Source organism: Halomonas sp. AOP22-C1-8 (assembly GCF_052378905.1).
Classification (GTDB): domain Bacteria; phylum Pseudomonadota; class Gammaproteobacteria; order Pseudomonadales; family Halomonadaceae; genus Vreelandella; species Vreelandella citrativorans.
In genome coordinates, this window is record NZ_JBQSYD010000008.1 from 98,535 (window position 1) to 123,068 (window position 24,534).

The following is a 24,534-nucleotide window of genomic DNA, read 5'->3' on the forward strand; positions in this document are numbered from 1 at the left end:
TTCAGATTTAGTCTCAGGCTCAGGTTTCAATCGCGCTCAAGCGCTTTTCCATCCGATAGCGCTGAAGTGACTCACCGCTTCGTTCAACCCACTGCTCGCCCAGGTTTTCCCAGCCTCGGCGCAGCAGGCGGTCATAAAGCATCAGGCTCGCTTCAATCTCTATGCGATCAACTCCCTGCTCCAACAGCATACGCTCAGCATGAATCAACAGTGTGGTGCCAATGCCACGCCCGGTCAGCGAAGGCCACACATACAGCGTTTCGATACGCCCTTCCTTAGCATCAAGCTCAAGGAAGCCGACACAGCGGCCGTCGCACACCGCCACCAGTGTGGTGTAAAGCGCGTGGCGAACCGCCCAGGCGCTGGCTTCTCGGGGCAGCGCATTGGCCCAGGCGCGCCTCTGGCTCAGCTCATAGTGGCTGGCTGCGCCTTGCATGACCGCATGGTAAAACACTTCGGCCTGGTCGGCGGCGTCGCGCGCTAGAGCGGCGCGGTAGGTCACCCTGGCCGCCGGGGCTTTTGGCGCAGAAAGCTCCTCGGTCGTTGGCATGCATCACCTCTAAGCAGTTATCGAAATGGGGATCAAGCAAACATTCGGCGTATAACGTCAGGCTGACTTATACTTGGCCGCCTATCTCAGCATAAGGCAGTAGCATGCACAATGCCCCTGACAATGCGTCCTTTACGCTGACGCCTATCGGTTACGTTGTTAGCGACTACCCGGACAAATTTGGCATACCCCGCCAACCAGGCCTAGCGCAGGCGGCCAACGCCTCTCTCGTGCTAACGGCACCCTATAACGACCCATTAACGGTGCGTGGGTTGGAGGATTTTAGCCATCTTTGGGTGTCATTTATTTTTCACCAAAGCCCAGAGCGTTGGACGCCATTAGTACGCCCACCACGGCTTGGGGGCAACCGCAAGGTAGGCGTATTTGCCAGCCGCAGTACCCATCGACCTAATCGGCTGGGCCTCTCGCTGGTAACGCTTACCGGTATCGACACACACCAAGGGGTTCGTTTAAGACTCGAAGGCTGCGATTTAGTGAGCGGCACCCCGGTGGTCGATATCAAGCCCTACCTGCCCTGGGCCGAAGCACGCCCTGAAGCTGTCGCCGGTTTTGCGCCGCAAGCCCCCGCGTTGCTGCCCGTCACGTTCAGCCACGATGCACTGGATACGTTGGCACGCCGCGTTGATAGCGCAAGCTTGCATGCATTGATCGAACAAGTGCTTGGACAAGACCCACGCCCCGCTTACAAGCAAAGCGAGGAGTCTGGGCGTGTCTACGGCGTTAGGCTGCGCGATGTCGATGTGAAGTTTCGAGCCCTACACAACGACGAAGCCACCACGTTAGAGGTGGTGGCTATCGACATCATGACTGACTAGTACGGGCGATCAGGCAGGAAAGGTGATTCCCAAGCGTCGGCCTACTTCTTCGTAGGCTTCGATCACGCCGCCCAGGCCTTGGCGGAAGCGGTCTTTATCCAGCTTCTCTCGGGTATTGGCATCCCACAAACGACAGCCGTCCGGTGAGAATTCATCGCCCAATACCACTTCGCCCTTGAATACGCCGAACTCAAGCTTGTAGTCCACCAGCAGCATGTCGCCTTCGGCAAACAGTTGCTTTAATACGTGGTTAACCTTGAAGGTCAGCGTTTTCATCTTGCCCAGCTGCTCGGGCGTTGCCCAACCAAAGGTTTCTGCCAACGACTCGTTGATCATCGGGTCGCCTTTTTCGTCGTTCTTCAAGAACAGCTCAAAGGTAGGCGGCATAAGTGCAACACCTTCTTCAACGCCCAGGCGTTTTACCAGCCCACCCGCAGCGATGTTGCGTACCACGCACTCGACCGGAATCATCTGCATTTTTTTAACAAGGCTCTCGGTATCAGAGAGTTGTTTTTCAAAATGCGTAGGGATACCGGCCTCTTGCAAACGCTCCATAATAAACGCGTTGAAGATGTTATTGACCATCCCTTTACGGGCCAGCGCTTCTTTCTTCTTACCATCAAAAGCGCTGGTGTCATCACGAAACTGCAGCACCAGCAGATCCGGATCATCGGTGTGATATACAGATTTTGCCTTACCGGCATAAAGTTCTTGGCGCTTTTCCATGACAGCTCCGAAAGGGATCAAATAAACAGATTAACGTAAATAGCCAGCAACACGTTCTAACAGCTCACGCTGGTCATCGGCATTAAACTCACGCTCACTGGCATTCACCGCGCGTAAAATGGTCTGATTGCCATCGGGCTGCAGAACAATACGTATTTCCTGGGGCATCTTGCGCACATCGGCACTAAATACAATTTGCAGCGGGTTGCGACCGCGTTCAGTCTCGGTCATGTATTCCACCAGGAATTCATGACGCTCCGGGTTGGTAGCTAGCAGATTACGCTGACCTTGCAGGGTGAAATCCAACGCGAGATAGTGATTGAGTTCAGCCCAAACACGATCAAGCGGCTGGGGAATGACAGCCTCCCACTCATCACCCTGCTGACGGAGCTGTAGCGTTTGCTGGGTATTCAAGCGCTGGGCATTCCAGGAGGAAGCCACGCTCTGTGACGCACTACGCGCCCCCAGGAACTCTTCCAACGCATCGAGGCAGCTCGTCATGGTCTGTCCACCACGTTCACAGCGCACTTCACTGCTGCCAGAACGCATGGCACTTTGCAGACGTAAATCGGCCTGCGACGTTACGATAACGCCCTGCGACGCATCGCTTTGCTCCACACCTAGTTGACGGCTACGCGCAAAGGATTCCAGCTGCGGCCAGACGGCGCCCGTATCGGCTGCCACCACTAGCCAACTTTGGCTGCCTGCCTCCCGGCGCTCCACGTATTCGGGCTCTAGGCCACTGCCAATCGACAGCGACTGAGGAGCGCGTATTTCCGCAGCTTCTTCGATGCGGGCACCCTGCATGGCTGCTTGAGGAACGGGCAGTGCATCCTGATAGCGCTGAGCATTGCGGGTCTCTGGCAGCACCAGAGGGGGCGCCGGAGCGGCTTCCGTGTAATCCAGGTTACGGTCGTGGTAATAACCATCGCGCGCGCAACCTGCCAGAGCGACAGCCGTTACGAGTGCCAGCGGTATCCATTTAAGCGCACGTTTTTCAAGCACAAAGCTCATCAAGCCACCTTAACAGTCAACAAATCAGTTAACCGACAGCACATCACTGTGCTCCCGGTAACAAAGGGTATCGCGCTGGGTGTAATGAAAGAGCATTACTCCTCAATCACGTCCGCCAGTTGCAGCGCTTCACTAACAGTGGCGTGGTACTTCTCGGATAACCATGTCAATGGCAAACGAATACCTGCATCCATATACCCCATCCGGTTAAGCGCCCATTTTACCGGTATAGGATTGGATTCGATGCCCAGATTAGTATGCAACGGCATTAAACGGGTATTAATTTGATGCGCTTTATCTGCATCGCCAGCGACAGCGGCCGCACATAGCTCATGCATTGCCTTAGGGGCAACGTTCGCTGTCACCGAAATATCCCCATGCCCACCCATCAGCATAAACTCGCAGGCCGTCGCGTCATCACCGGAATACAGCATAAAGTCACTGCCCTTTAAGCGCGAAATTAGATCTTCTGCGCGTTCAAGGTTTCCAGTGGCATCTTTCAAACCGACGATGTTATCAACGCCTGCCAAGCGTACAACCGTTTCATTGTACAGGTCAGAGCAGGTACGCCCCGGCACGTTATACATGATAACCGGTAGTTTGCTGCCTTCTGCCACCGCCTTAAAGTGCTGGTACAAGCCTTCCTGAGTCGGCTTATTATAATAGGGGCAAACGGACAAACAGTAATCAGCCCCCACTTCACTGGCGTACCGAGCAAGCTCAACGGCTTCAGACGTCGCATTGGCGCCCGTACCGGCGATCACCGGAATGCGTCCATTGACCTCCTCCACCACACTGCGGATCACGTCAAAGTGCTCTGCAAACGTCATGGTCGTGGGCTCGCCAGTGGTGCCTGCGGCAACGATGCCGTCTGTTCCGTTATCAAGGTGGAAGTTCACCAGACGACGAAGCGCCTCCCAGTCGATGTCGCCATTGACTTTCATCGGCGTCGCCAGGGCGACGATGCTGCCTGTGATCATCCGTTTATTCCTCATCTACAAAATTATGAGACCAAGCCCAACATGGACATCCAGACAAGGCGCCGAACCACTCTTTTACGCATCATGGCGACTGCCCGTTTGGGCCTACAGAGGGTAAATGGTACTCAGGCGATTCGAGCCTGTACAGCGCAAACCGCTGTGAGTTTGTGATGCACACCTATCATGCCTTTGACATGCTGCCTCAGGTTGCGTGTAATCACCCTATAAGTCGTCAACGATTAGGAGTCTGCATGCATATCGAATTAGGCCAACCTGTCCCCGATTTTTCTGCAAGTGCGACGGGCGATACGACAATCACACTGTCGGAACTACGTGGCAAACAGGTCGTTATCTATTTTTATCCCAAGGCCAGCACACCCGGCTGCACCACCGAAGGCGGCGATTTCCGCGACCATAAAAAAGCGTTCGATAACGCCAATACGGTTATTTTAGGAGTGTCTCGGGACGGTTTGCGTGCCCAGGAAAATTTTAAAGCCAAGCAGGATTTTAACTTCCCGCTCATTTCCGACAAGGATGAAACCGTCTGTACGATATTTGATGTTATCAAACTGAAAAAAATGTACGGCAAGGAGCATCTGGGCATTGAGCGCAGTACTTTCTTAATAGATACAGCAGGCAACCTTGCCAACGAATGGCGTGGCGTTAAAGTGCCAGGCCACGTAGAGGAAGTGCTGGCTGCCGCGGAAGCACTACACGCGAGTCGTTAATAAAAACGCCCGCCCGGTGTCATCACCAAGCGGGCGTTAACTTTTCAAAAGACTCAGCGTGTTAAACCAAGGGCATTGTTAACCCTCGGGCAGCGGCCGTGCGGTCTTATGACTCCGCCTGGATAATACCCTCTTCCCCATTCTGCTCACGAACACCCCTCGGCCAAGCGTAGACCAACGCTTTTAGCAGTGTGGCCAACGGAATGGCGAAAAACACGCCCCAGAAGCCCCAAATACCGCCAAAGAAAAGCACCGCGACAATAATGGAAACGGGATGAATATTATTGGTTTCAGAAAACAGCACTGGCGACAGAACGTTTCCATCCAGTGCCTGAATCACGCCATAGGCAACCAGCACATAAATAAACTGATCGCTTAATCCAAAATGAAAACCTGCTACCGCCATGACCGGCAGTGTAGCCACCGCAGCGCCGATAAAAGGCACCAGCACCGAAAAGCCCACCAGAACGGCCAGCAGCGCTGTATACGGCAAGCCAAAAAAGGTAAAGGTGCCAAACGCTACCGTACCCACAATGATGATTTCGATGAACTTGCCCCGAATATAGTTCGCAATCTGATGATCCATTTCCTGCCAGATGCGCGTTAACAGCGCACGTTTTTGTGGCAACAGCGAAACCGCGAACCCAACCAGCGCCTCGCGGTCCTTCAGCATAAAGAAGACCAGAATGGGCACAAGGACGAGGTAAATAATCAGCGACATGACATTACCCAAAGAGGCCAAGGAGAGCGTCAGCGCACGCTGGCCTAGCTGGCTAATTTCACGGCTTGCTACACCGATCCAGCTCTGCATTTGATCAGGCGTAACCAGGTTTGGGTAGCGCGCCTGCATCTCATCCAACCACCCCTGGCCGCTGGCAAACATGCGCGGCGTTTCATGTACAAACCCGACCAGCTGATTCCAAATCAGCGGCATTAAAATGAACGCAAGGGTTAACAAAGCACTGATAAAGGCTAGAAAAATAAGAGTAACGGCTAAAAGATGAGGTATCCCTCTTCGCGTTAAAGCGCTCACCACCCCTTGCAGCAGAAAAGCCAGAACCAGCGCGGTAAAAAACGGCGCCAGCATGTGGCCAAACAAGATAATGGCCGTAAAGCCAGCCACCAACACCAGCAATAAGACGAGCGCTTCTTCATCAGAAAAATAGCGTTCAACCCAGCTTTTAAGAATAGTACGCATGGTCATTAGTGTGCGTCTCCCGCCTTACGTATCCAAAAAAAGTACGTGCCTTCATGCTGCTCTCGCGCCGCCATCTCATGATTGCCTTGATCAGTAAACGACGCTATATCGCGCCATGAGCCTGCATCAGTGGCACGCACTTCAAGCAACTGCCCAGCCGCCAAACCGGCTAACGCCTGTTTAGTCTTGAGTAACGGCATCGGACACGGCAGCCCACACGCATCAAGCACCACGTCTGGATGAAAACGTACGAATGATTCAGACATACCTGCTCCCTAAAAATGCCTGCATGATCTCGCCATTGTTGCATAAACTGTTTACGTTGCGATGATCACTGTTCACTTGATTTAACGGCACTTTACAGCATCAATCAATGTCACAGCGGTAACCGCTGCGCTTTACCCTTATCAATGAGGATGCCATGCCGCACATACGGACTGCTTATCCCCGCGGGCTCTGCGCGCTAATTGTTGCTTGCAGCATTAGCGTCTCAAGCCCGCCAAGCTACGCACTTAATGACTATCATCTGCCCACGCTTGGCGGTCCCTCGTCATCAGCCAGCAGTGAAGAGTTCCGTTTGGGCCGAGCATGGCTACGTCAGTTCCGGGCCCAGGCGCCTCAATGGCAAGACCCTATCGTAAGCGATTACCTGGAAAGCCTTGTGGCGCGCCTGCTGCCATACAGCCAATTGGGAGACCTGCAAACGACGATGGTGATGGTCGATAACCGATCACTCAATGCCTTTGCCGTTCCCGGTGGCGTGGTGGGAATCAATTCCGGGCTTTTTGCCTTTGCTGAAGATGAAGGTGCTTTTGTCTCGGTGATTGCTCATGAGCTTGGCCACTTATCACAGCGTCACTACGCCCGAGGTAGCGCGCGAGCAGAACAGACACAACTTCCTGCCATGGCAGCCATGCTAGCGGGCATGCTGGTAGCGGCCAGCGGAGGTGGCGAAGCGGGCCTTGCCGCCGCCATGGGCTCACAGGCCGCCCTAATCCAGGACCAGCTCAGCTACTCAAGACGTTTTGAGCAAGAGGCTGACCGTATCGGCTTACAGGCGATGGCCGATGCTGGCTACGACCCTCATGCCATGGTCCGCATGTTTTCTGCCATGCAACGCTTGGCGCGACTACAAGGCGGCAACCCGCCTGAGTTTCTATTGACCCACCCAGTTTCAGATAGCCGCTTAAGCGATGCACAAGGGCGTGCCTCGCAGCTCAGTGTGGCCAGCACCTATACCAGCAATACGCTTTACGACATGATGCGCGCTCGCGCCCTATTGAGCATTTACCAAAACTCCCCGCAACAAGCCGCTTCCCGCCTTGCCCAGGATGACGCAGAAGAGCCGGCACGACGCTATCTAGAGGCATTAATGACTGCGCGTAATGGTCAAACGGATCAAGCCTTACAAATGCTCGATCAACTGGCCGCTGAGCTACCGGATTACGGCATGCTGCCTGCATCTGCGGCAAGCGTCGCGCTGGAGGCCCAACGCTATGATGAAGCCATTACCCGAAGCCAGCGCCTTTTGAGGCTGATGCCGTCTTATCTGCCCGCCCAACTGATTTTGGCAGAGGCACAACTGCAGCGAGACCCAGAAGCCGCTTATCAGCTCCTACGTAACATAACAGCGCAAAACCCTGAATACCCTCCTGGCTTTAACCTGCTAGCTGAAGCCGCTGGGCGAAGCGGGCACAACGGTTGGGGGCATTTGGCGCGCGCCGAGCATTTACAGCTGACAGGGCGAGTCGACCGAGGCATTCAGCAACTCTCACTGGCTCGCAACGCGGCCGAGCAAGAGAACGACCAGCAAGCGCTTGCACGTATTGAACAGCGCCGAGAAGCCTTTATTGAATACCGTAAAGCGCTGGATGACTTTTAACGACGTAACGCTTTGAAATGAATGACATGCATAAAGCTCTTGGCCTGCGAAGGGCCAGGAGCCTGATGGACTGATCACAGCGTGAAGCTGTTCTATTTAGCGTTGAAATTCAGCATACGCTCAAGCGGCTTTAGCGCTTTCTGGCGTAGCGACTCATCAACATGAATTTCCCCACTGCCGTAGCGCAGCGCATCCGCCAGATTATCCAGTGCATTCATGGCCATCCACGGGCAGTGTGCGCAGCTTCGGCAGGTAGCGCCATTACCGGCTGTCGGTGCTTCAAACAATGTCTTGCCCGGCACCGCTTGCTGCATCTTAAAGAAAATGCCGCGATCTGTTGCCACGATAAGCTGGTTATTGGGCAGTGTTTGAGCGGCCTTGATTAACTGGGACGTCGACCCCGCCACATCCGCCATGTTGACCACCGAGTCCGGCGATTCAGGATGCACCAGCACCGCCGCATCAGGATAAAGGCGTTTTAAGTCCTCAATACCTTTCGCCTTGAACTCTTCATGCACAATACAGGCGCCGTCCCACATCAGCATATCAGCGCCGGTTTTTTTCTGGATATATCCCCCCAGATGCTTATCCGGTGCCCAAAGGATTTTTTCACCTTTTGCCTGCAGGTGCTCAATCACGTCAACGGCAATGGATGACGTCACTACCCAGTCAGCACGCGCTTTGACAGCAGCCGACGTATTGGCATACACCACCACGGTACGGTCAGGGTTCGCATCGCAAAAGGCGCTGAACGCATCTACCGGGCAGCCAATATCCAGCGAACAGGTTGCCTCCAGCGTGGGCATCAATACGCGTTTTTCAGGCGAAAGTATTTTGGCTGTTTCCCCCATAAAACGCACACCTGCCACAATCAACGTAGTAGCATCATGCCGAGCGCCAAAGCGCGCCATTTCAAGGGAGTCTGCCACGCAGCCACCGGTTTCTTCCGCTAACTGCTGGATAGCGTCATCGGTGTAGTAGTGTGCGACCAGGACGGCATTGTGCGTGTGCAGCAGTTGCTTTATCTCTTCGACACGCGCCTGGTCTTCTGCGGGAATACGAGTAGGGCAATACGGGCTAGGGAGCGGAGCATCAAGCTCAGCTTGAGAAGTCATAATAGTCATCGTGTCTACCACTGTGACGAACAGGGAATCCCCCTGTTAAACACTAGTCGCGACCTGTGTCATCCACACATGCCGCTCGCGATTGCAACAGGCCGCTGCGTCTCTCGCGGTGACCTACTGCGCTACTAACTATTTCTCTAAGCTGTTTTCTCTTAACAGCTTTCTCTAATGAACGTTGCTTAATCACATTGCATGAAGCCATTGTGGTGGCAAATTGTTGTCTTCTGCAAGTGGTATATTGCGCGGCTGTACGCATCAGGCACACAGCAAAACGCCCCTGGCAGCAAGCTACCAAGGGCGTTGAATTTGGTGGGTCGTGTAGGATTCGAACCTACGACCAATTGATTAAAAGTCAACTGCTCTACCAACTGAGCTAACGACCCAAATTTTTTGCTTACCGTGCTGACATAGCGGTATGTCTAATTACGTGCTGTTCGATGGTGGGTCGTGTAGGATTCGAACCTACGACCAATTGATTAAAAGTCAACTGCTCTACCAACTGAGCTAACGACCCCTTCGAACGGATGCATATAGTACAGACCATGATCAGCCATGGCAAGAAGTTTTTAACTTTCTCCCGCACTGCACCCACAGAGTTAGCCAAGCTAGCCGTTTGATCCCGCAGTCTAATTAAAGCGGGTTTTATGGCCCATGCGAGCCTCTTCCGCCACGATCATGCCCGGTACAGCAACGATCGTTTTAAGGTGCCCAGATAGTTAAAAGCCAGCCATCAAGCGATTGATGGCTGGCCAGTGCGAACCGCCCCCCTGATTCGGGCAGGTGTAAAATCAGCGGCGTTTAGGCTTGCGCATTGTTTGTACCGGACGACGCTTATTTTTGTCGCGACTCCAACGGTTCTTCTCGTCCGGCGTCAGCTCAGGCACCTTACGTGTTTCAAGGTTAGCGATCGTGGCGAGATCATCGACTTCGTCTTGCGAAAGCTCGATCCACTCTCCCGCTTTAGCACGCTTATCAATAAATATGTTGCCGTAACGTACACGCTTCAGACGGCTAACCGTAAGCTCTTGAGACTCCCACAGGCGGCGCACCTCGCGGTTACGTCCCTCAAGAATGACGACGTGGAACCAGGTGTTGATACCTTCACCACCAAACTCTTGCACATCGGTAAAGCGCGCAGGGCCATCTTCCAGCATAACGCCATCCACCATCGCTACGATGTGTTCGCGCTTTACTTCACCCATTACGCGCACGGCGTATTCACGCTCAACCTGGGTTGAGGGGTGCATTAACCGGTTGGCAAGCTCGCCATCGGTCGTGAAAAGCAGCAGACCGCTGGTATTGATATCCAGTCGGCCAATGGCAATCCAGCGCTCGCCTTTTAGCCGTGGCAAACGCTCAAATACGGTACGACGGCCTTCCGGGTCTTTACGCGTGCACAGCTCGCCTTCTGGCTTGTTGTACATGATGACGCGACGCGGCGCTTCGTTCTCGGGTCGCAGTGTAACGGGGCGGTCATCGAAACTTACTTTATCGCGCATTTCAACGCGGTCACCCAGCTTGGCGACCTGGCTGTTGACCTTTACTCGGCCATCAGAAATAGCGGTTTCCATTTCGCGCCGCGAACCCAGTCCCGCTCGTGCAAGCACTTTCTGGAGTTTTTCACTAACGGGAGGGGTGTGGTTACTCTGAGTCATGATCGTCTGACCTCATATCATTGGTCTGCGTGCGTGCGCTGTCATCATGTGGGCGCTGCGCACGTGCCGCAAGTCGAGCTTCTAAATCAGCAAAACTTAGCGGCTGGGTTAACGCCGTCTCGGCGTGGTCGTCGGCTCTCTCAGCCGTCTTGGGTGGCGCATCCTGCACGCTTTCTGGCGCTTCGTCCAGTGTTTCTTTGGGCCTTGATTCCTCACTCTCCTCTTCAAGGAGAGCCTCTTGTGAAACCGGTAACTCAGCCTCTTCTCTTTCCTCCCAATTAACCAATTCATGCATGGGGGGAAGTGCATCCAGTGTTTTCAGGCCAAAATCGTCCAGAAAGCTTCGTGTAGTGGCGTAGACGGCTGGCCGCCCGGGCACATCGCGGTGGCCAACAACACGAACCCATCCACGCTCCATTAAGGTGCGCATGATCGAACTGCTCACGCTGACCCCGCGTACTTCTTCGATATCACCACGGGTAACGGGCTGCCGATAGGCAATCAACGACAGCGTTTCAAGCAGCGCACGCGAATAGCGCTGGGGGCGTTCGTCCCAGAGGCGTGACACCCAATGCGCAAGGCGTGGCTGAATACGCAGTTGAAACCCTGATGCGGTTTCCACTAACTCTAACGCGCCCTCTTTATGGCGCAGAGCAAGGCGCGCTAATGCGTCACGCAACTCTCGTCTCGGCGGGCACTCATCGTCGATAAATAACGTTTCGAGCCGCTCGACATCCAACGGTTCGCCTGCGGCGAGCAGCGCGGCTTCTATAATGTTGTCTAAGGTGGTGTCCTTCATGGTGCCTCCTCATCAGGCTCAAAGGCAGGCTCTTCAAAGGCGCCGTCTGCTTCCTCAACAGCAAGCGTTTCAAAAGCGGCTTCTTCATCCACTATCGCGCCGCTGCGCGCCCGTACATGGATAGGAGAAAGTGGTGCGTTCTGGACAATTTCGATCATTGCCTCTTTCGCTAGCTCCAAAATAGCCATAAAGGTGACGACCACGCCTGCCCGCCCCTCTTCCATGGTAAACAGGGCTTCAAAAGGTGTGTAGCGTTGGTGTGCGCTGTCTTCGCTGAGCTGCTCCATGATCTTGAGCATACGCTCACGGGTAGACAGTACCTCACGGCTAATCTGATGGGACTGCGTTAATTCGGCACGTTTAAGGATATCGGAAAGAGCACTCAGCAGTTCGTCCAGTTCTACATCCGGGTGAATCACCCGCGACTCAAGCGGGGGTAAACCAGCCTGTACGCTAAACCAATCACGCCCTACGCGAGGCAATGTATCCAGCGTTTCAGCAGCGGCTTTTAAACGCTCATACTCTTGCAGGCGACGAATCAGCTCTGCCCGGGGGTCCTCTTCACCTTCGCCCTCCGCTTTGGGCGGCCGAGGCAGTAGCGAGCGCGATTTAATTTCCGCCAACATCGCGGCCATCAGCAAGTACTCACCGGCAAGCTCGATCTCCATCGCCTGCATCAGCTCTACGTACTCAATGTACTGGTGGGTAATCGCGGCCACGTTGATCGTCAAGATGTCTAAATTTTGCCGACGAATAAGGTAAAGCAAGAGATCCAGCGGTCCTTCAAAGGTTTCCAAAAAAACGCGCAGCGCCTCGGGAGGAATATACAAATCCTCCGGCAGTTGAGTAATGGGCTCATCGAACAGCCGCCCAAGCACCTCGACGATTGGCTCTTGTGCCAACGTAGCCATGCGTTCAGGATCAGCGGTGGCGTTTTGTGTGTCGCTCACTCAGTCGGTATCTCTTGGTCAGTGGGCATTAGAAGGCAGTGTAACAAAGTCAGCACCTGACGTTGCGCCTGGCGCACGGTGCGTTAGCCTGCTTCGGCAGCTTTACGATAGCGTCCTTCGTAGTCGAAGAGCTTGTCGCGAATCTGGAAATGTCGGCCCACCTTGCGCCCGACCACAAAATCCGGATAGCGCAAGCGGCGCTGCTCGCTAATAACGTCCTCTGGCTTGAGGGGTTGCCAGGGCGTACCCGGAGCGCGCAAATGCCGACGCAAAAAGGCGGCATAAAAGGCGCGGCGCTGGGCGGGGGTTTCCAAAGCAAACCACTCAGAGAGTGTTGTGCCATCCTCATCGTAATAGGTCACTTTCAGACGCGGCAGACCACGGCCATTAAGGGTTGCGTCCAATTGCATGCCACTTACCCGTAATACTCGGGCATCTTTTAATTTGAGTGCATCTTTAAGCTTGTCATCAGCATCCACCAGCAGCTGTTCGCAGCCGTGGCAGCGACGCGCCGCAATATCATTCTCAGCGCCACAGTTATCGCACACCTTGAAGCGAAAGCGAAAATCACACTGGTGGCGCTTGCCTTTATCATCTTCAAGCAGCCCTTGGCAGCGGCGCCCAAAATGCTCAATGACCAGTTCGCCGTCGCGCTTGCCCCAAAACAGATTAGCGTGGCCGCAGGCCGGGCATTCAACCTGCACCGGCTCATTGTCGCCCGGCGGTTTTGGCTCGCCCACTTCTGGTGCGTAAAGGTCCCAGGGGTTGCCCGCGTAATCCAAAATAAGGCAATCCTGCTTACCTGGCGAGAGTCGAAGCCCCCGGCCCGCAATCTGCTGATAAAGGCTGACCGACTCCGTAGGCCGAAGCATCGCTATCAAATCTACATGCGGCGCATCAAAGCCGGTCGTCAGTACCGAGACATTCACCAGGTATTTAAGCTCACGCGCCTTAAAGGCATCAATCAGCTTAGTACGCTCCACCGACGGGGTCGCTCCGGTAATCAGCGCTGCCTGGTCGGCAGGCAAATACCCCATGATCTCTTCAGCGTGGGCGACAGTTGCTGCAAATATCATCACCCCATGCCGCTCAGTGGCACGCTCAACAATCTGACTGATAATCATGGGGGTGGCGCGATTGCCTGCCACGACGAGATTTAGCTCCGCTTCACGGTAATGGCCGTTTTCTGCCGACGCCAGCATGGAAAAATCATACCCTTCAATCGCCATATCCAGGCGTTTGGGTTCGGCAAGATAGCCTTGCTTGACCATCAAGCGCAGCGGCTGTTCGAACACGCAGTCACGAAAAAAGCTTGCGTCACTGCCGCGCACCATGCCGTGGTAATGACGATGGTAGATAAACCCTTGGCCTAGCCGGTAAGGCGTCGCGGTCAGCCCTAACACTTTCAACTTCGCGTTTTGTGCCCGCAGGTGATCAATCACTTGGCGGTAGCTTGCGTCTTTATCAAGCGACACCCGGTGGCACTCATCAATGACCAGCAGAGTGAAGCCTTCGTCATTGAACGCCTCCAGATTACGCACTACCGACTGCACCGAGCCAAACACGACCTGGCGCGACGCTTCCTTGCGCTTTAAACCCGCGCTGAAAATATCGGCTTTAAGCCCATAGGCCTGGTACTTGGCGTGATTCTGCTCCACCAGCTCGCGTACATGCGCCAATACCAATACGCGACCTCTCGCCAAGCGGGCCAGTTCGGCAATCACCAACGACTTCCCGCTTCCCGTAGGTAATACCACCACCGCGGGTTCGCTGGACGCACGAAAATGCGTAATAACACGTTTCACCGCGTCCGTTTGGTAAGGGCGTAAAGCAGGTGGCGGCATATAACTCCAACAGCCAGAAAATTACTTTGCTGGCTCAAGCGGGCAAGAGCAGCCAAGAACAGCGTTAGCCATAACGGCGTGAGATATTAACCGACCCAAACACGCGCGTTGCGGAACATGCGCAGCCAGGCACCATCTTCTGTCCACTCTGCCGGACGCCAGGAGTTGGTTACCGCGCGGGTAACGCGCTCCGGATGAGGCATCATGATCGTGACGCGGCCATCCGAGGTGGTTAACCCGGTGATACCTGACGGCGAACCGTTAGGGTTAGCCGGATAGCGCGTGGTCACCTGCCCATAGTTATCAATGTAGCGAAGCGCAATCTGATTGCTGGATTGCATGCTACGCAGGTGCGCGGCATCGCGGAACTCAGCACGGCCTTCCCCATGGGCCACCGCAATAGGCAGCAGGGAACCTTCCATGCCAGCCAGTAGAACCGAGGGCGTTTTTTCAACGCGCAGCATGGCTACCCGCGCCTCAAACTGCTCGGACTCGTTACGCACAAAGCCTGGCCAATTTTCAGCCCCTGGAATCAATGACTTCAACTGCGAAAGCATCTGACATCCGTTACATACGCCCAGCGAGAAGCTGTCTTCGCGGGTAAAGAAGGCGGCAAACTGGTCGCGTGCCCGCTCGTTAAACAGCACGGATTTCGCCCAACCACCACCCGCGCCTAACACATCGCCGTAAGAGAAACCGCCACAGGCAACGAGCCCTTTGAACTCATCAAGCGCAACACGGCCTTCCAGAATGTCACTCATGTGAACATCAATGGCTTCAAAGCCGGCTTTATCAAATGCCCAGCCCATCTCGACCTGGCCATTAACGCCCTGCTCACGCAGTACCGCAACAGCGGGCTTGGCCATATTGATAAACGGCGCGCTGACATCCTCATTAATATCAAACGTGGGCGTCGCCGAGAGGCCAGGATCACGCGTATCGAGCAGGTTGTCGAACTCGTTTTTAGCGCACTCGGGATTATCGCGCAGTGCCTGCAGGCGATAGCTGGTTTCAGACCAGGTACGCTGTGTCAGTTGGCGCGTGGTTTCCAGCAGCGGCTCTTCAAACAGGGTTACCCGCACTTGGTCGTCGTAACGCGGCCGGGCGATGACGCCACAGGTTTCAATACCCGCGACTGCAAATTGCGCCAACACCTCTTCGGTGTGCTCACGGCTGACCTGAATCACCGCCCCCAACTCTTCCGAGAACAGCGCATTAAGCGCCTCAACGGGCTCGTCAATCATCCAGTCAAGCTTGATCTCAAGGCCGGCGTGCGCCGCAAAGGCCATTTCCAACAGCGTGACCAACAAGCCGCCATCGCTACGGTCATGGTACGCCAACAGCTTACCGTCACGATTAAGCCCCTGAATCACCTCAAAGAAGGCTTTGATATCTTCTGGGTCGTCGACATCCGGGCAGGTATCGCCTACCTGACCATATACCTGCGCCAGCGCAGAGCCGCCCAAGCGATTTTGACCGCTCCCCAGGTCGATCAGAATAAGATCCGACTCATCTTGATCCAGGTTGATCTGTGGCGTCAGGGTTGCCATCGCATCAGTCACAGGCGCGAAGCCGGTAATCACTACCGACAGCGGTGATGTAACGCTTTTCTCTTCGCTATCCCCTTGGTCACTCACATCCTGCCAAGACGTACGCATCGACATGGAGTCTTTGCCGACCGGCACCGCAATCCCTAACGCCGGGCAAAGCTCCATCCCCACCGCGTGAACCGCATCATAAAGCGCCTGATTTTCGCCAGGGTGATCAGCGGCGCTCATCCAGTTAGCCGAAAGCTTGATATCGCTTAGCTTGGCAATGGGCGCTGCCGCGAGATTCGTAATCGCCTCGGCGACCGCCAGGCGTGCGCTGGCGGCGGGGTCAATCAAGGCAACCGGCGGACGCTCCCCCATCGCCATCGCTTCACCGGCATGAGTGTCATAGCTGGCCGTTGTGACCGCTACATCCGCAACCGGCACCTGCCAAGGGCCGACCATCTGGTCACGCGCCACCTGGCCTGTAATAGAGCGGTCGCCAATGGTAATCAAGAAGCTTTTGGAGGCCACGGCGGGCAGGCGTAGAACGCGATCAAGCGCCTCACGCAGGTCGAGATTATCCAGCATTACACCGGAAAGCTCTGGTGCATGGCGCTCAAAGCTGCGCTGCATTTTCGGCGCTTTACCGAACAGCACGCTCATGGGCAGGTCAATCGGCTTGCTGTTGAAGTGGCCATCGCGCACTTCAAGGTGGTGGTCAGCCTGCGCTTCACCCACCACCGCATAGGGGCAACGCTCGCGCTTACACAGCGCGTCAAACGTTGCCAGGTCTTCAGCCGCAACGGCCAGCACGTAACGTTCCTGCGCCTCGTTACACCAGATTTCAAGCGGGCTCATACCCGGCTCAGCATTAGGCACCGCCCGTAAATCGAACAGCCCTCCCCGGTTGCCGTCTTTAACAAGCTCCGGCAGCGCGTTGGAAAGACCGCCCGCCCCCACATCGTGGATAAAGCAGATCGGGTTTTTGTCTCCCATTGCCCAGCAGCGGTCAATCACTTCCTGAGCGCGTCGCTCGATTTCCGGGTTTTCACGCTGTACCGAAGCAAAGTCGAGGTCGGCACTTGAGGTGCCAGAAGACATGCTCGAGGCCGCGCCGCCGCCCAGGCCGATCAACATCGCTGGGCCACCCATCACAATCAGCTTACCGCCGACAGGAATATCGCCCTTTTGAACATGCTGTGCGCGAATATTACCGTAACCACCCGCCAGCATGATCGGCTTGTGGAAACCGCGACGCTCAATACCGCCCTCGTTGAGGGTGTCCTGCTCATAGGTACGGAAGTAACCGGTAAGGTTCGGGCGGCCAAACTCGTTATTAAACGCCGCGCCACCAATCGGGCCTTCCAGCATGATGGCAAGGGCGGACTGCATGCGCTCGGGCTTGCCATAATCAAACGCTTCCCAAGGCTGTACAAACTCGGGGATACGCAGGTTGGAAACGGTAAAACCGGAAAGGCCCGCTTTCGGCTTGCCGCCGATACCGGTGGCGCCTTCATCGCGAATCTCACCACCCGAGCCTGTCGCCGCACCAGGGAACGGCGCAATCGCTGTCGGATGGTTATGGGTTTCCACCTTCATCAGAATATGAATCGGCTCCTGATGCGTTCCGTACAGCGCACGCTCTCCCTCAGCACCGGTCAGCGGCGTGGGATAAAAACGCCCCGCCTGGCTGCCTTTGATAACCGCAGCGTTATCGCTATAGGCCGACAAGACATTTTCAGGGGAGGTTGCAAAGGTGTTCTTGATCATCTTGAACAGCGAATGGGTCTGCGGCTCGCCGTCAATGATCCAGTCCGCGTTGAAGATTTTATGCCGGCAGTGCTCAGAGTTCGCCTGGGCGAACATCATCAGCTCAATGTCGGTGGGGTTGCGCTGAAGCTCGTTAAAGGCATCGACCAGATAGTCGACTTCGTCATCGGCAAGCGCCAGGCCCAATTCACGGTTAGCGGTTACCAGCGCCTCGCGCCCGCTGTTTAAAATGTCCACGCTACCCAGCGGTGCCGGGTCGTGGTGAGCAAATAGCGCCGCCGCTTCAGCCGCATCATTAAGCACGGTTTCGGTCATTCGGTCGTGCAACAGCGCCATCAGCGCAGCCAGGCTCTCTTCGCTGGGCGCACGGCTAAACCCTACCCGATAATCAACACCACGCTCTATCCGGCGAATGCCCGACAGCCCACAGTTATGTGCAATATCCGTCGCTTTGGATGACCAGGGCGACTGGGTGCCTAACCGCGGTACGACCAGAAAACGTTGAGCGTCGGCAGGTATCTCGGCATGGGTGGGGGTGCCGTAATCCAACAGTTGCGCCAAACGCTCGTGAGAGGCATCACTGAGTTCTTCACGGTGGTCAATCAAATGAACATAGTGGGCAGACAGCGCCTCCACCTCGGGAACACGTTCACGCAGCACCGTTAGCAACCGTGTATGACGGAAGGTAGAAAGGGCGGGCGCGCCTCGCAATTCGAGCATATCCTGAAGCCTCTAGAGCAGGGAGAATTCGTGCAGGGAAATAGCAGGCCGCCAAGCGGCCCCTTAAATGACACTCATTGGGCCCTATGATACTGGAAAGCGGCGGCCACACGAAATCAACAAGGTGACAGCATGACGATGGCTGGGTATTGTGGCTGCTTGTTTCATCCCGACAAGACCTTATGCCGACATTGATCCATGCCCATTTTTTAGCGCACACTCGCCTTTATTTAACCTTTATTATCATTATCTTATTGGTACTTGCGCCCACCTTGCCCAAGGTACCACCTGGCGAGCATTTAACGCATATCCAAGCAAAAGATTTTATCACGGCTCAGACGCGCAACACGCCCACGACTTACTACGAGGGCCGCCAGGGACCCACTGGGTTTGAGTACGAGCTGATGCATCAGTTTGCCGAGTATTTGGGAGTAAGCCTCAACCTCAACGCCAAACATCACCCTGAAAGCGTATTGTCGGCCGTGCGTGAACAAGGCGATTTTGGCGCTGCCGCCCTGCCGCTACTCCCTGACGTCTCCGATGTGCACTACACCCGCCCCATCATTCAAATGCAACCACTGCTGGTGTACCGGCGCGGTTTACACGGCATAAAGGCACCCAGCGACCTGGTAGGCCTTGAGATTGGCACGCTAAGCCAGGCAGGTACCAGCGAAGCGCTGCGCGAGTTGCAGCGCGACTACGCGGGCTTAAGCTGGAAAGAGTCTCACGCATTGGATGTCGATGAACTGCTTGTCCAGGTCGAGAGCGGCGTACTCGACGCAGCGGTTATTTTTGATCATCAGTTCCGGCTTAACCGACTCTTTTTCCCCAATGTAGAGCGCGGCTTTTTAATGGGCGACCCGCTTTCCATGGTATGGGCGCTTCCTCGCGGCCGCGGTTTAGGGCTGCTTGAAGCCGCCAATGACTTCCTGCAAACCCTTCAAGAAAATGGCACGCTCGACCACCTGGTTAACCGCTACTTTGGCCATGACGACTATTTGGAGTACGTGGGTACGCGCACCTTTTTGACGCATCTGGATGCGCGCCTACCCCAGTTTACTGACCTGTTTAAGCAGGCGGCACGTGACACAGGATTTGACTGGAAACTGCTGGCGGCAGTGGGTTATCAGGAATCCCACTGGGACGCGGAAGCGGTGTCCCCCACCGGCGTGCGAGGCGTTATGATGCTCACCCACCCTACCGCCAGCGAAATGGGTGTGGATAACCGCCGAGACGCGGCGCAAAGCATTGATGGTGGCGCCCGCTATTTGCGCAGCCTGAAAGACCGCCTGCCTGAAAGCATTACCGGAGATGATCGTCTTTATATGGCCATGGCGGCCTACAATGTTGGCCTTGGCCACCTTTACGATGCACGTAAAATTACCGAAGAGCTCGGTGGGGACCCCAACCGCTGGCAAGATGTTCGCGAGGCGCTTCCCCTGTTACAGCAACAGGAGTGGCATAGCCAAACGCGCCACGGCTATGCGCGTGGTGGTGAGCCGGTCATTTATGTGCGCAACATCCGACGCTACTATGAGATGCTTGAGTACGTTGAGCACAGCCGTCAGCAATTTTTCCAGTTAGGTCAAACCGCAACCAGCGATTCTCTCCTACTGCCATTTGAGTTAATTCCGCCGTTGAATCAATAGCCTCGCTACAGAGCCCTCCCGCTCGATCCCACGTTGCCCTTCGTGGTTAAAGAAAATTTCTGGCGTTTGGATTACGCTTTTCAAATAGCAGGTAAAAACGTACTGGCGATTACAAGCGTTTATCCTGCGTCTGCGACCAGGGCATTGCACCTCAGCACTTTATGCCAACCTGGTTGGATAAGCAGTTGGCCATGTTTGGTTAGACCAATAGAAACGGGTTAGATAGATAAGAGTTGGTTACATCGAAAACCATTAATGACTTCGCCGGAAGGCATGCACAGCCATCAGCTAACCGACCACGTACTGTTTCCTACTTGGCAGACGGCTTCCGCCAGGTTCAGGTTGAAGGGAGTGACGATGAAAGACACCGAACTGACGCAGCGTAAGAACGACCATCTGGATATCGTGCTACACCCAAACCAGGCCGCCAGTACCCTTCGTCCAGGCTTTGAACACTGGCGCTTTGAGCATTGTGCGCTGCCGGAATTAAACCTGGATGATATTGATCTGGGGACCTACCTATTCGGACAACCTCTAAAAGCGCCCATCCTCATCAGCTCGATGACCGGCGGGGCGAGTCGGGCCAAGGATATCAACCGGCACTTGGCAGAGGCCGCTCAAACGCTGGGCCTTGCCATGGGCGTGGGTTCACAACGCGTAGCCATTGAAGGCGAAGCCAACTGGGGCCTCACGGGCGAACTGCGCCAAATTGCCCCGGATATCCCACTGCTGGCCAACCTGGGAGCCGCCCAAATTAAAGGCGAACGCGGGCTTGATTATGCCCGCCGCGCGGTCGATATGATCGAAGCTAACGCACTCATTATTCATCTCAACCCGCTACAGGAAGCGCTACAAACAGGTGGAGATCGCGATTGGCGAGGCATACTCACCGCCATTGAGCGCACCGTTGCCAAACTGGAAGTGCCTGTGGTGGTCAAGGAAGTTGGGGCTGGGCTTTCTGTTTCTGTGGGTCGCCAACTTGCCGAAGCAGGCGTGGCGATGCTGGACGTTGCGGGTGCGGGTGGCACCAGTTGGGCGGCAGTTGAAGGCGAGCGCGCCAGCACACCTCAAGCGCGTGCCATCGCCATGGCCTTCACCGATTGGGGAATCCCCACCTCACAAGCACTACACGATTTGCGCCAGGCACTGCCCGGTATGCCGCTGATCGCTTCAGGTGGGGTTGTCAGCGGTATTGATGCGGCTAAAGCGCTCTGTTTAGGCGCTCATCTGGTAGGTCAAGCCGCGGCGGTGCTGAGCAGTGCCACCACCTCAAGCGATGCCGTTATCGAGCACTTTCAAACGCTCATTGAGCAGCTGCGCGTTGCCTGTTTTTGTACCGGCAGCGCGGACCTGGTCGCGTTAAAGCACGCGACGCTTACGCAGGCTGAGGCGGGGGCATGAGCCACTACGCAGTCATATCACTACCATTATATAACCACGTTAACGCACTCCAAGCCTTTGCTCTGCAACTCATTGTGCGTGGCCACCAGGTGACGTTTATCCCGCGGTTTCTTGACACGCCAGAGAGAGCTATAAAACACGCTAGCGCCTTGCCGCAAAAAACGCTTTTAATAACTTGCTGGCCGATGGCGCCAGCACGCCCGCCGTCACCTCCACATGGTGATTAAACCACGGTTGGGCCAGCAGGTTAGCCTTGGACTCCACCATACCGGTACGAGGCTCAGCAGCGCCATAAACCAAACGCTTTAGGCGTGCATGCACAATGGCGCCCGCGCACATCATGCACGGCTCCAACGTGACATACAGCGTACACCCTTCCAGCCGGTAGTTGGCGCTCTGCTGCCCGGCTTCACGCAGGGCACGAATTTCCGCATGGCCGCTAGGGTCACAGCTAAGCACCGGCGCATTGTGGGCAGCAGCAAGAATCTCTCCTTCGCTATTCACCACTACGGCCCCTACCGGCACTTCACCCGCCTCAGCCGCCAAATGCGCCTGTTCAAGGGCGCGGTGCATGTAAAATTCATCGCTGCGTATCAAGGCAAACTCCGCTAAGGTAGCAAAATGATGGTAGCAACGGCGGCCTCGCCGTATGTGATATCCGCCACTATGGGCAACAATAGATAGCACCAAGGATACCTGGAATGACCGACGCGCTGAATACGTTAGTAAACCTGCTTGAGCTTGAAGTCCTCGAAGAGACGCTCTTTCGAGGGCAAAGCCAAGACCTGGGCTTTCCTCAGCTTTATGGTGGACAGGTGCTTGGTCAAGCGCTCGCGGCGGCCTCACGTACGGTACCCGCTGAGCGTCACCCACACTCTCAACACGGTTACTTTCTTCGCCCTGGCGACCCGCATCGCCCAGTGGTCTATCAGGTGGATAACGTACGCGATGGCGGGAGCTTTACCACGCGCCGCGTTACGGCGATTCAAAAAGGCCGACCGATCTTCTTCTGTAGCGCGTCGTTTCACAGCCCTGAAGAAGGTTTTCATCACCAGCGCGCCATGCCCCATGTCGAGTCGCCGGAAGCCTTGATTGAGAGCGGCGCCGCCAAGCACTCACGTTTTCCGGGCCACCCTATCGAGTTTTTACATATTAAAGGCAATCCGGATAGCGGCGACCCGGCCGGGCAGTGTTTATGGTTTCGCTTTGCAGGCACGCTGCCTGATGCCCCCGCCCTGCACCGGCACTTGCTCTCCTACGCCTCTGATTTCAATCTACTGACCACCAGCCTACTGCCCCACGGCATTCAGTTCACTGACCCAAAACTGCGTATCGCAAGCCTTGACCACGCGCTATGGCTCCATGAGGACGCACGGCTGGATGAGTGGCTTTTATACGTGATTGATTCCCCATGGGCAGGCAACTCGCGAGGCCTGGCACGCGGTCATATCTATCGCCGTGATGGCCGCTTAATTGCCTCTACCGCCCAGGAAGGGCTAACACGCGTGCATGACGCGCCGATTCGCTAAGCTTCGTACAAAAGCCTTTAGAAACCGCCCCTTAAAAGCACAACGCCCGCAGCAAGTGCGGGCGTTGAAAGGAGCCATCAAACCGGCGTGTTAAACACCCGAAACATCACTGGCCATAAGCCTCATTGATCGTTTTGAGGGGGTAGTGAGCCGGGTACGGTTTGCGCGCCACGCCTGAATCTACTGCCGCCTGAGCCACTGCGGAAGAAACGCGCTCCAGCAAGCGAATATCGACCGGCGTGGGGATAATGTACTCACGACCAAAGCTCATTTCCGTACGCTCATAGGCATTCAACACTTCCTCGGGAACCGGCTCGCGGGCCAGATCCTTAAGTGCATGCACAGCGGCAAGCTTCATGGCTTCGTTAATCCGTGTAGCGCGCACATCCAACGCCCCACGGAAAATAAACGGGAAGCCCAACACGTTGTTTACCTGGTTAGGGAAGTCTGAACGGCCGGTCGCCATAATCACATCCGGGCGCGCTTCACGGGCAACGTCAGGATGAATTTCCGGGTCCGGGTTGGTGCAGGCGAAAATCACCGGGTCCGCGGCCATCTTTTTAACCTGCTCAGCCGACAGCAAGCCCGGGCCGGAAAGACCGATAAACACATCGGCGCCGTCGATAGCATCATCCAGAGTGCGCATTTCGGTATCCAGCGCAAACTCTGCCTTGTACTCATTGATACCATCACGGCCGGTATGGATAACGCCACGGCGATCCAGCATCACCAAGTTCTCTTTTTTGGCGCCACAAGAAACCAGTAGGCGCATGCAGGCAATAGCTGCCGCACCGGCCCCCATGCAAACGATCTTCACGCTATCTATCGTTTTACCAGCGATTTCCAACGCGTTCAGCATACCCGCGGCCGTTACAATAGCCGTGCCGTGCTGGTCATCGTGAAAGACGGGGATATTGCAGCGCTCAACCAGCGCTTTTTCAATCTCAAAGCACTCGGGCGCTTTGATATCTTCAAGATTAATGCCGCCCCAGGTATCGGCAATGCGGGCAACGGTGTCGATAAACGCCTGCGGGCTTTCTGCGTCTACCTCAATATCTACCGAGTTGATCCCGGCAAAGCACTTGAACAGCACGCCCTTGCCTTCCATCACCGGCTTACTGGCCAGCGGGCCAAGATTCCCCAAGCCTAAAATGGCGCTGCCATCGGTAATAACGGCGACCAAATTACCCTTGCCCGTATAACGGTAAGCATTTTCAGGATCGCGGGCAATTTCGCGAACCGGCTCAGCAACGCCAGGGCTATATGCCAGTGCCAAGTCCCGGGCTGTTGCGGTGGGCTTGGTTAACTCCACCGATAGCTTGCCGGGAATCGGTTTCGCATGATAGTCCAGTGCTGCCTGCTTATTTGCATCCGTCATAATGAGGGTCCAATTAGCCTAAAGTAGATATAAGTGCTTCCAGAATATAGAAAAACCCAAGACGCCTCAAGCGCGCCGTCAACTCAAAAAGAAAACGCTTTTTTTAGCGATTTTTCCTTCACGTTAATTACTTTTCCCAACCATTTGCTGAATCTTATGCAGAAGCATTTTAGCTATAACGCATTGCTTATTGCTGTATCGCAGCATTTATGAAAAACCCTTTCATCTCGCCATTTGTTCATCCAAACAGGCATTTATAGAAATTCGCC

20 protein-coding genes and 2 tRNA genes are annotated in these 24,534 nt (G+C 55.3%); 6 read left to right on the top strand and 16 right to left on the bottom strand.

All coding sequences use genetic code 11. From position 1 onward, the window contains the following. Positions 1 to 19 precede the first annotated feature (19 nt). On the bottom strand, positions 20 to 550 hold the full coding sequence (locus tag ACT3TY_RS06510) for a GNAT family N-acetyltransferase (RefSeq protein ID WP_087105972.1): 531 nt from the start codon (positions 548 to 550) through the stop codon (positions 20 to 22). Positions 551 to 654: 104 nt separating this feature from the next. On the opposite strand from ACT3TY_RS06510, the gene tsaA reads away from it, so the two are divergent. Next, positions 655 to 1,386 (top strand): tRNA (N6-threonylcarbamoyladenosine(37)-N6)-methyltransferase TrmO, encoded by a 732-nt coding sequence (tsaA, locus tag ACT3TY_RS06515; protein WP_444621505.1) that lies wholly within the window; start codon positions 655 to 657, stop codon positions 1,384 to 1,386. Between the two features lie 9 nt (positions 1,387 to 1,395). Here tsaA and purC read toward each other — a convergent pair whose 3' ends face one another. The 3 genes from purC to dapA form a co-directional block, all read right to left on the bottom strand. Beyond that, positions 1,396 to 2,112 (bottom strand): phosphoribosylaminoimidazolesuccinocarboxamide synthase, encoded by a 717-nt coding sequence (gene purC, locus ACT3TY_RS06520; RefSeq protein ID WP_444621504.1) that lies wholly within the window; start codon positions 2,110 to 2,112, stop codon positions 1,396 to 1,398. Between the two features lie 30 nt (positions 2,113 to 2,142). Next, positions 2,143 to 3,126 (bottom strand): outer membrane protein assembly factor BamC, encoded by a 984-nt coding sequence (gene bamC, locus ACT3TY_RS06525; RefSeq protein WP_087105965.1) that lies wholly within the window; start codon positions 3,124 to 3,126, stop codon positions 2,143 to 2,145. 95 nt (positions 3,127 to 3,221) lie between these two features. Next, positions 3,222 to 4,106 (bottom strand): 4-hydroxy-tetrahydrodipicolinate synthase, encoded by an 885-nt coding sequence (dapA, locus tag ACT3TY_RS06530; protein ID WP_444621503.1) that lies wholly within the window; start codon positions 4,104 to 4,106, stop codon positions 3,222 to 3,224. 251 nt (positions 4,107 to 4,357) lie between these two features. Between dapA and ACT3TY_RS06535 the strand changes: the two genes are divergently transcribed. After that, positions 4,358 to 4,834, top strand: coding sequence for a peroxiredoxin (locus ACT3TY_RS06535; protein ID WP_441677241.1), 477 nt, complete (start codon positions 4,358 to 4,360; stop codon positions 4,832 to 4,834). A 106-nt stretch (positions 4,835 to 4,940) separates the two neighbouring features. On the opposite strand, the gene ACT3TY_RS06540 is transcribed toward ACT3TY_RS06535, so the two are convergent. Together ACT3TY_RS06540 and ACT3TY_RS06545 are read right to left on the bottom strand one after the other, a co-directional pair. Next, the gene (locus ACT3TY_RS06540; RefSeq protein WP_444627691.1) at positions 4,941 to 6,038 is read right to left on the bottom strand and encodes an AI-2E family transporter; all 1,098 of its coding nucleotides are present in this window, start codon (positions 6,036 to 6,038) and stop codon (positions 4,941 to 4,943) included. Further along, the gene (locus tag ACT3TY_RS06545; protein WP_172117402.1) at positions 6,038 to 6,298 is read right to left on the bottom strand and encodes a sulfurtransferase TusA family protein; all 261 of its coding nucleotides are present in this window, start codon (positions 6,296 to 6,298) and stop codon (positions 6,038 to 6,040) included. Before ACT3TY_RS06545 ends, ACT3TY_RS06540 begins: the two co-directional genes overlap by 1 nt. 155 nt (positions 6,299 to 6,453) lie before the next feature. On the opposite strand from ACT3TY_RS06545, the gene ACT3TY_RS06550 reads away from it, so the two are divergent. After that, positions 6,454 to 7,914, top strand: coding sequence for a M48 family metalloprotease (locus ACT3TY_RS06550; protein WP_444627693.1), 1,461 nt, complete (start codon positions 6,454 to 6,456; stop codon positions 7,912 to 7,914). Positions 7,915 to 8,006: 92 nt separating this feature from the next. Here the strand turns inward: ACT3TY_RS06550 and nadA are convergent, their stop codons facing one another. The 8 genes from nadA to purL all read right to left on the bottom strand — a co-directional run bounded on the left by nadA (position 8,007) and on the right by purL (position 18,308). After that, positions 8,007 to 9,038 carry a quinolinate synthase NadA gene (gene nadA, locus ACT3TY_RS06555; RefSeq protein ID WP_444621501.1) on the bottom strand — a complete coding sequence of 344 codons (1,032 nt, stop codon included), beginning with the start codon at positions 9,036 to 9,038 and terminating at the stop codon, positions 8,007 to 8,009. A gap of 307 nt (positions 9,039 to 9,345) precedes the next feature. Beyond that, positions 9,346 to 9,421, bottom strand: a tRNA-Lys gene (locus ACT3TY_RS06560). Positions 9,422 to 9,476: 55 nt separating this feature from the next. Continuing rightward, positions 9,477 to 9,552 (bottom strand) — tRNA-Lys (locus tag ACT3TY_RS06565). 274 nt (positions 9,553 to 9,826) lie between these two features. After that, entirely contained in the window at positions 9,827 to 10,693 is an 867-nt protein-coding gene (gene rluB, locus ACT3TY_RS06570; RefSeq protein WP_172117399.1) for a 23S rRNA pseudouridine(2605) synthase RluB, read from the bottom strand. Then, on the bottom strand, positions 10,680 to 11,492 hold the full coding sequence (gene scpB / locus ACT3TY_RS06575; RefSeq protein WP_172117398.1) for an SMC-Scp complex subunit ScpB: 813 nt from the start codon (positions 11,490 to 11,492) through the stop codon (positions 10,680 to 10,682). Before scpB ends, rluB begins: the two co-directional genes overlap by 14 nt. Continuing rightward, the gene (locus ACT3TY_RS06580) at positions 11,489 to 12,403 is read right to left on the bottom strand and encodes a segregation and condensation protein A (RefSeq protein ID WP_441677326.1); all 915 of its coding nucleotides are present in this window, start codon (positions 12,401 to 12,403) and stop codon (positions 11,489 to 11,491) included. Before ACT3TY_RS06580 ends, scpB begins: the two co-directional genes overlap by 4 nt. A gap of 122 nt (positions 12,404 to 12,525) precedes the next feature. Further along, positions 12,526 to 14,286 carry a DEAD/DEAH box helicase gene (locus tag ACT3TY_RS06585; RefSeq protein ID WP_193056856.1) on the bottom strand — a complete coding sequence of 587 codons (1,761 nt, stop codon included), beginning with the start codon at positions 14,284 to 14,286 and terminating at the stop codon, positions 12,526 to 12,528. An 86-nt stretch (positions 14,287 to 14,372) separates the two neighbouring features. Beyond that, a complete protein-coding gene (gene purL, locus ACT3TY_RS06590; RefSeq protein WP_444627695.1) occupies positions 14,373 to 18,308 on the bottom strand; it encodes a phosphoribosylformylglycinamidine synthase in 3,936 nt (1,311 codons plus the stop codon). Between the two features lie 182 nt (positions 18,309 to 18,490). Here purL and mltF point away from each other — a divergent pair, with 182 nt between their 5' ends. Together mltF and fni are read left to right on the top strand one after the other, a co-directional pair. Further along, the gene (mltF, locus tag ACT3TY_RS06595; RefSeq protein WP_444627697.1) at positions 18,491 to 19,957 is read left to right on the top strand and encodes a membrane-bound lytic murein transglycosylase MltF; all 1,467 of its coding nucleotides are present in this window, start codon (positions 18,491 to 18,493) and stop codon (positions 19,955 to 19,957) included. A 357-nt stretch (positions 19,958 to 20,314) separates the two neighbouring features. Then, entirely contained in the window at positions 20,315 to 21,358 is a 1,044-nt protein-coding gene (gene fni / locus ACT3TY_RS06600) for a type 2 isopentenyl-diphosphate Delta-isomerase (protein ID WP_444627698.1), read from the top strand. 141 nt (positions 21,359 to 21,499) lie between these two features. On the opposite strand, the gene tadA is transcribed toward fni, so the two are convergent. Further along, positions 21,500 to 21,952 carry a tRNA adenosine(34) deaminase TadA gene (tadA, locus tag ACT3TY_RS06605; RefSeq protein WP_217883834.1) on the bottom strand — a complete coding sequence of 151 codons (453 nt, stop codon included), beginning with the start codon at positions 21,950 to 21,952 and terminating at the stop codon, positions 21,500 to 21,502. Positions 21,953 to 22,059: 107 nt separating this feature from the next. On the opposite strand from tadA, the gene ACT3TY_RS06610 reads away from it, so the two are divergent. After that, positions 22,060 to 22,887: an acyl-CoA thioesterase gene (locus ACT3TY_RS06610; RefSeq protein ID WP_444627700.1), complete on the top strand. Its 828-nt coding sequence runs from the start codon at positions 22,060 to 22,062 to the stop codon at positions 22,885 to 22,887. A gap of 106 nt (positions 22,888 to 22,993) precedes the next feature. Here the strand turns inward: ACT3TY_RS06610 and ACT3TY_RS06615 are convergent, their stop codons facing one another. Beyond that, entirely contained in the window at positions 22,994 to 24,265 is a 1,272-nt protein-coding gene (locus ACT3TY_RS06615) for a malic enzyme-like NAD(P)-binding protein (protein ID WP_087105936.1), read from the bottom strand. Between the last annotated feature and the right edge of the window lie 269 nt (positions 24,266 to 24,534).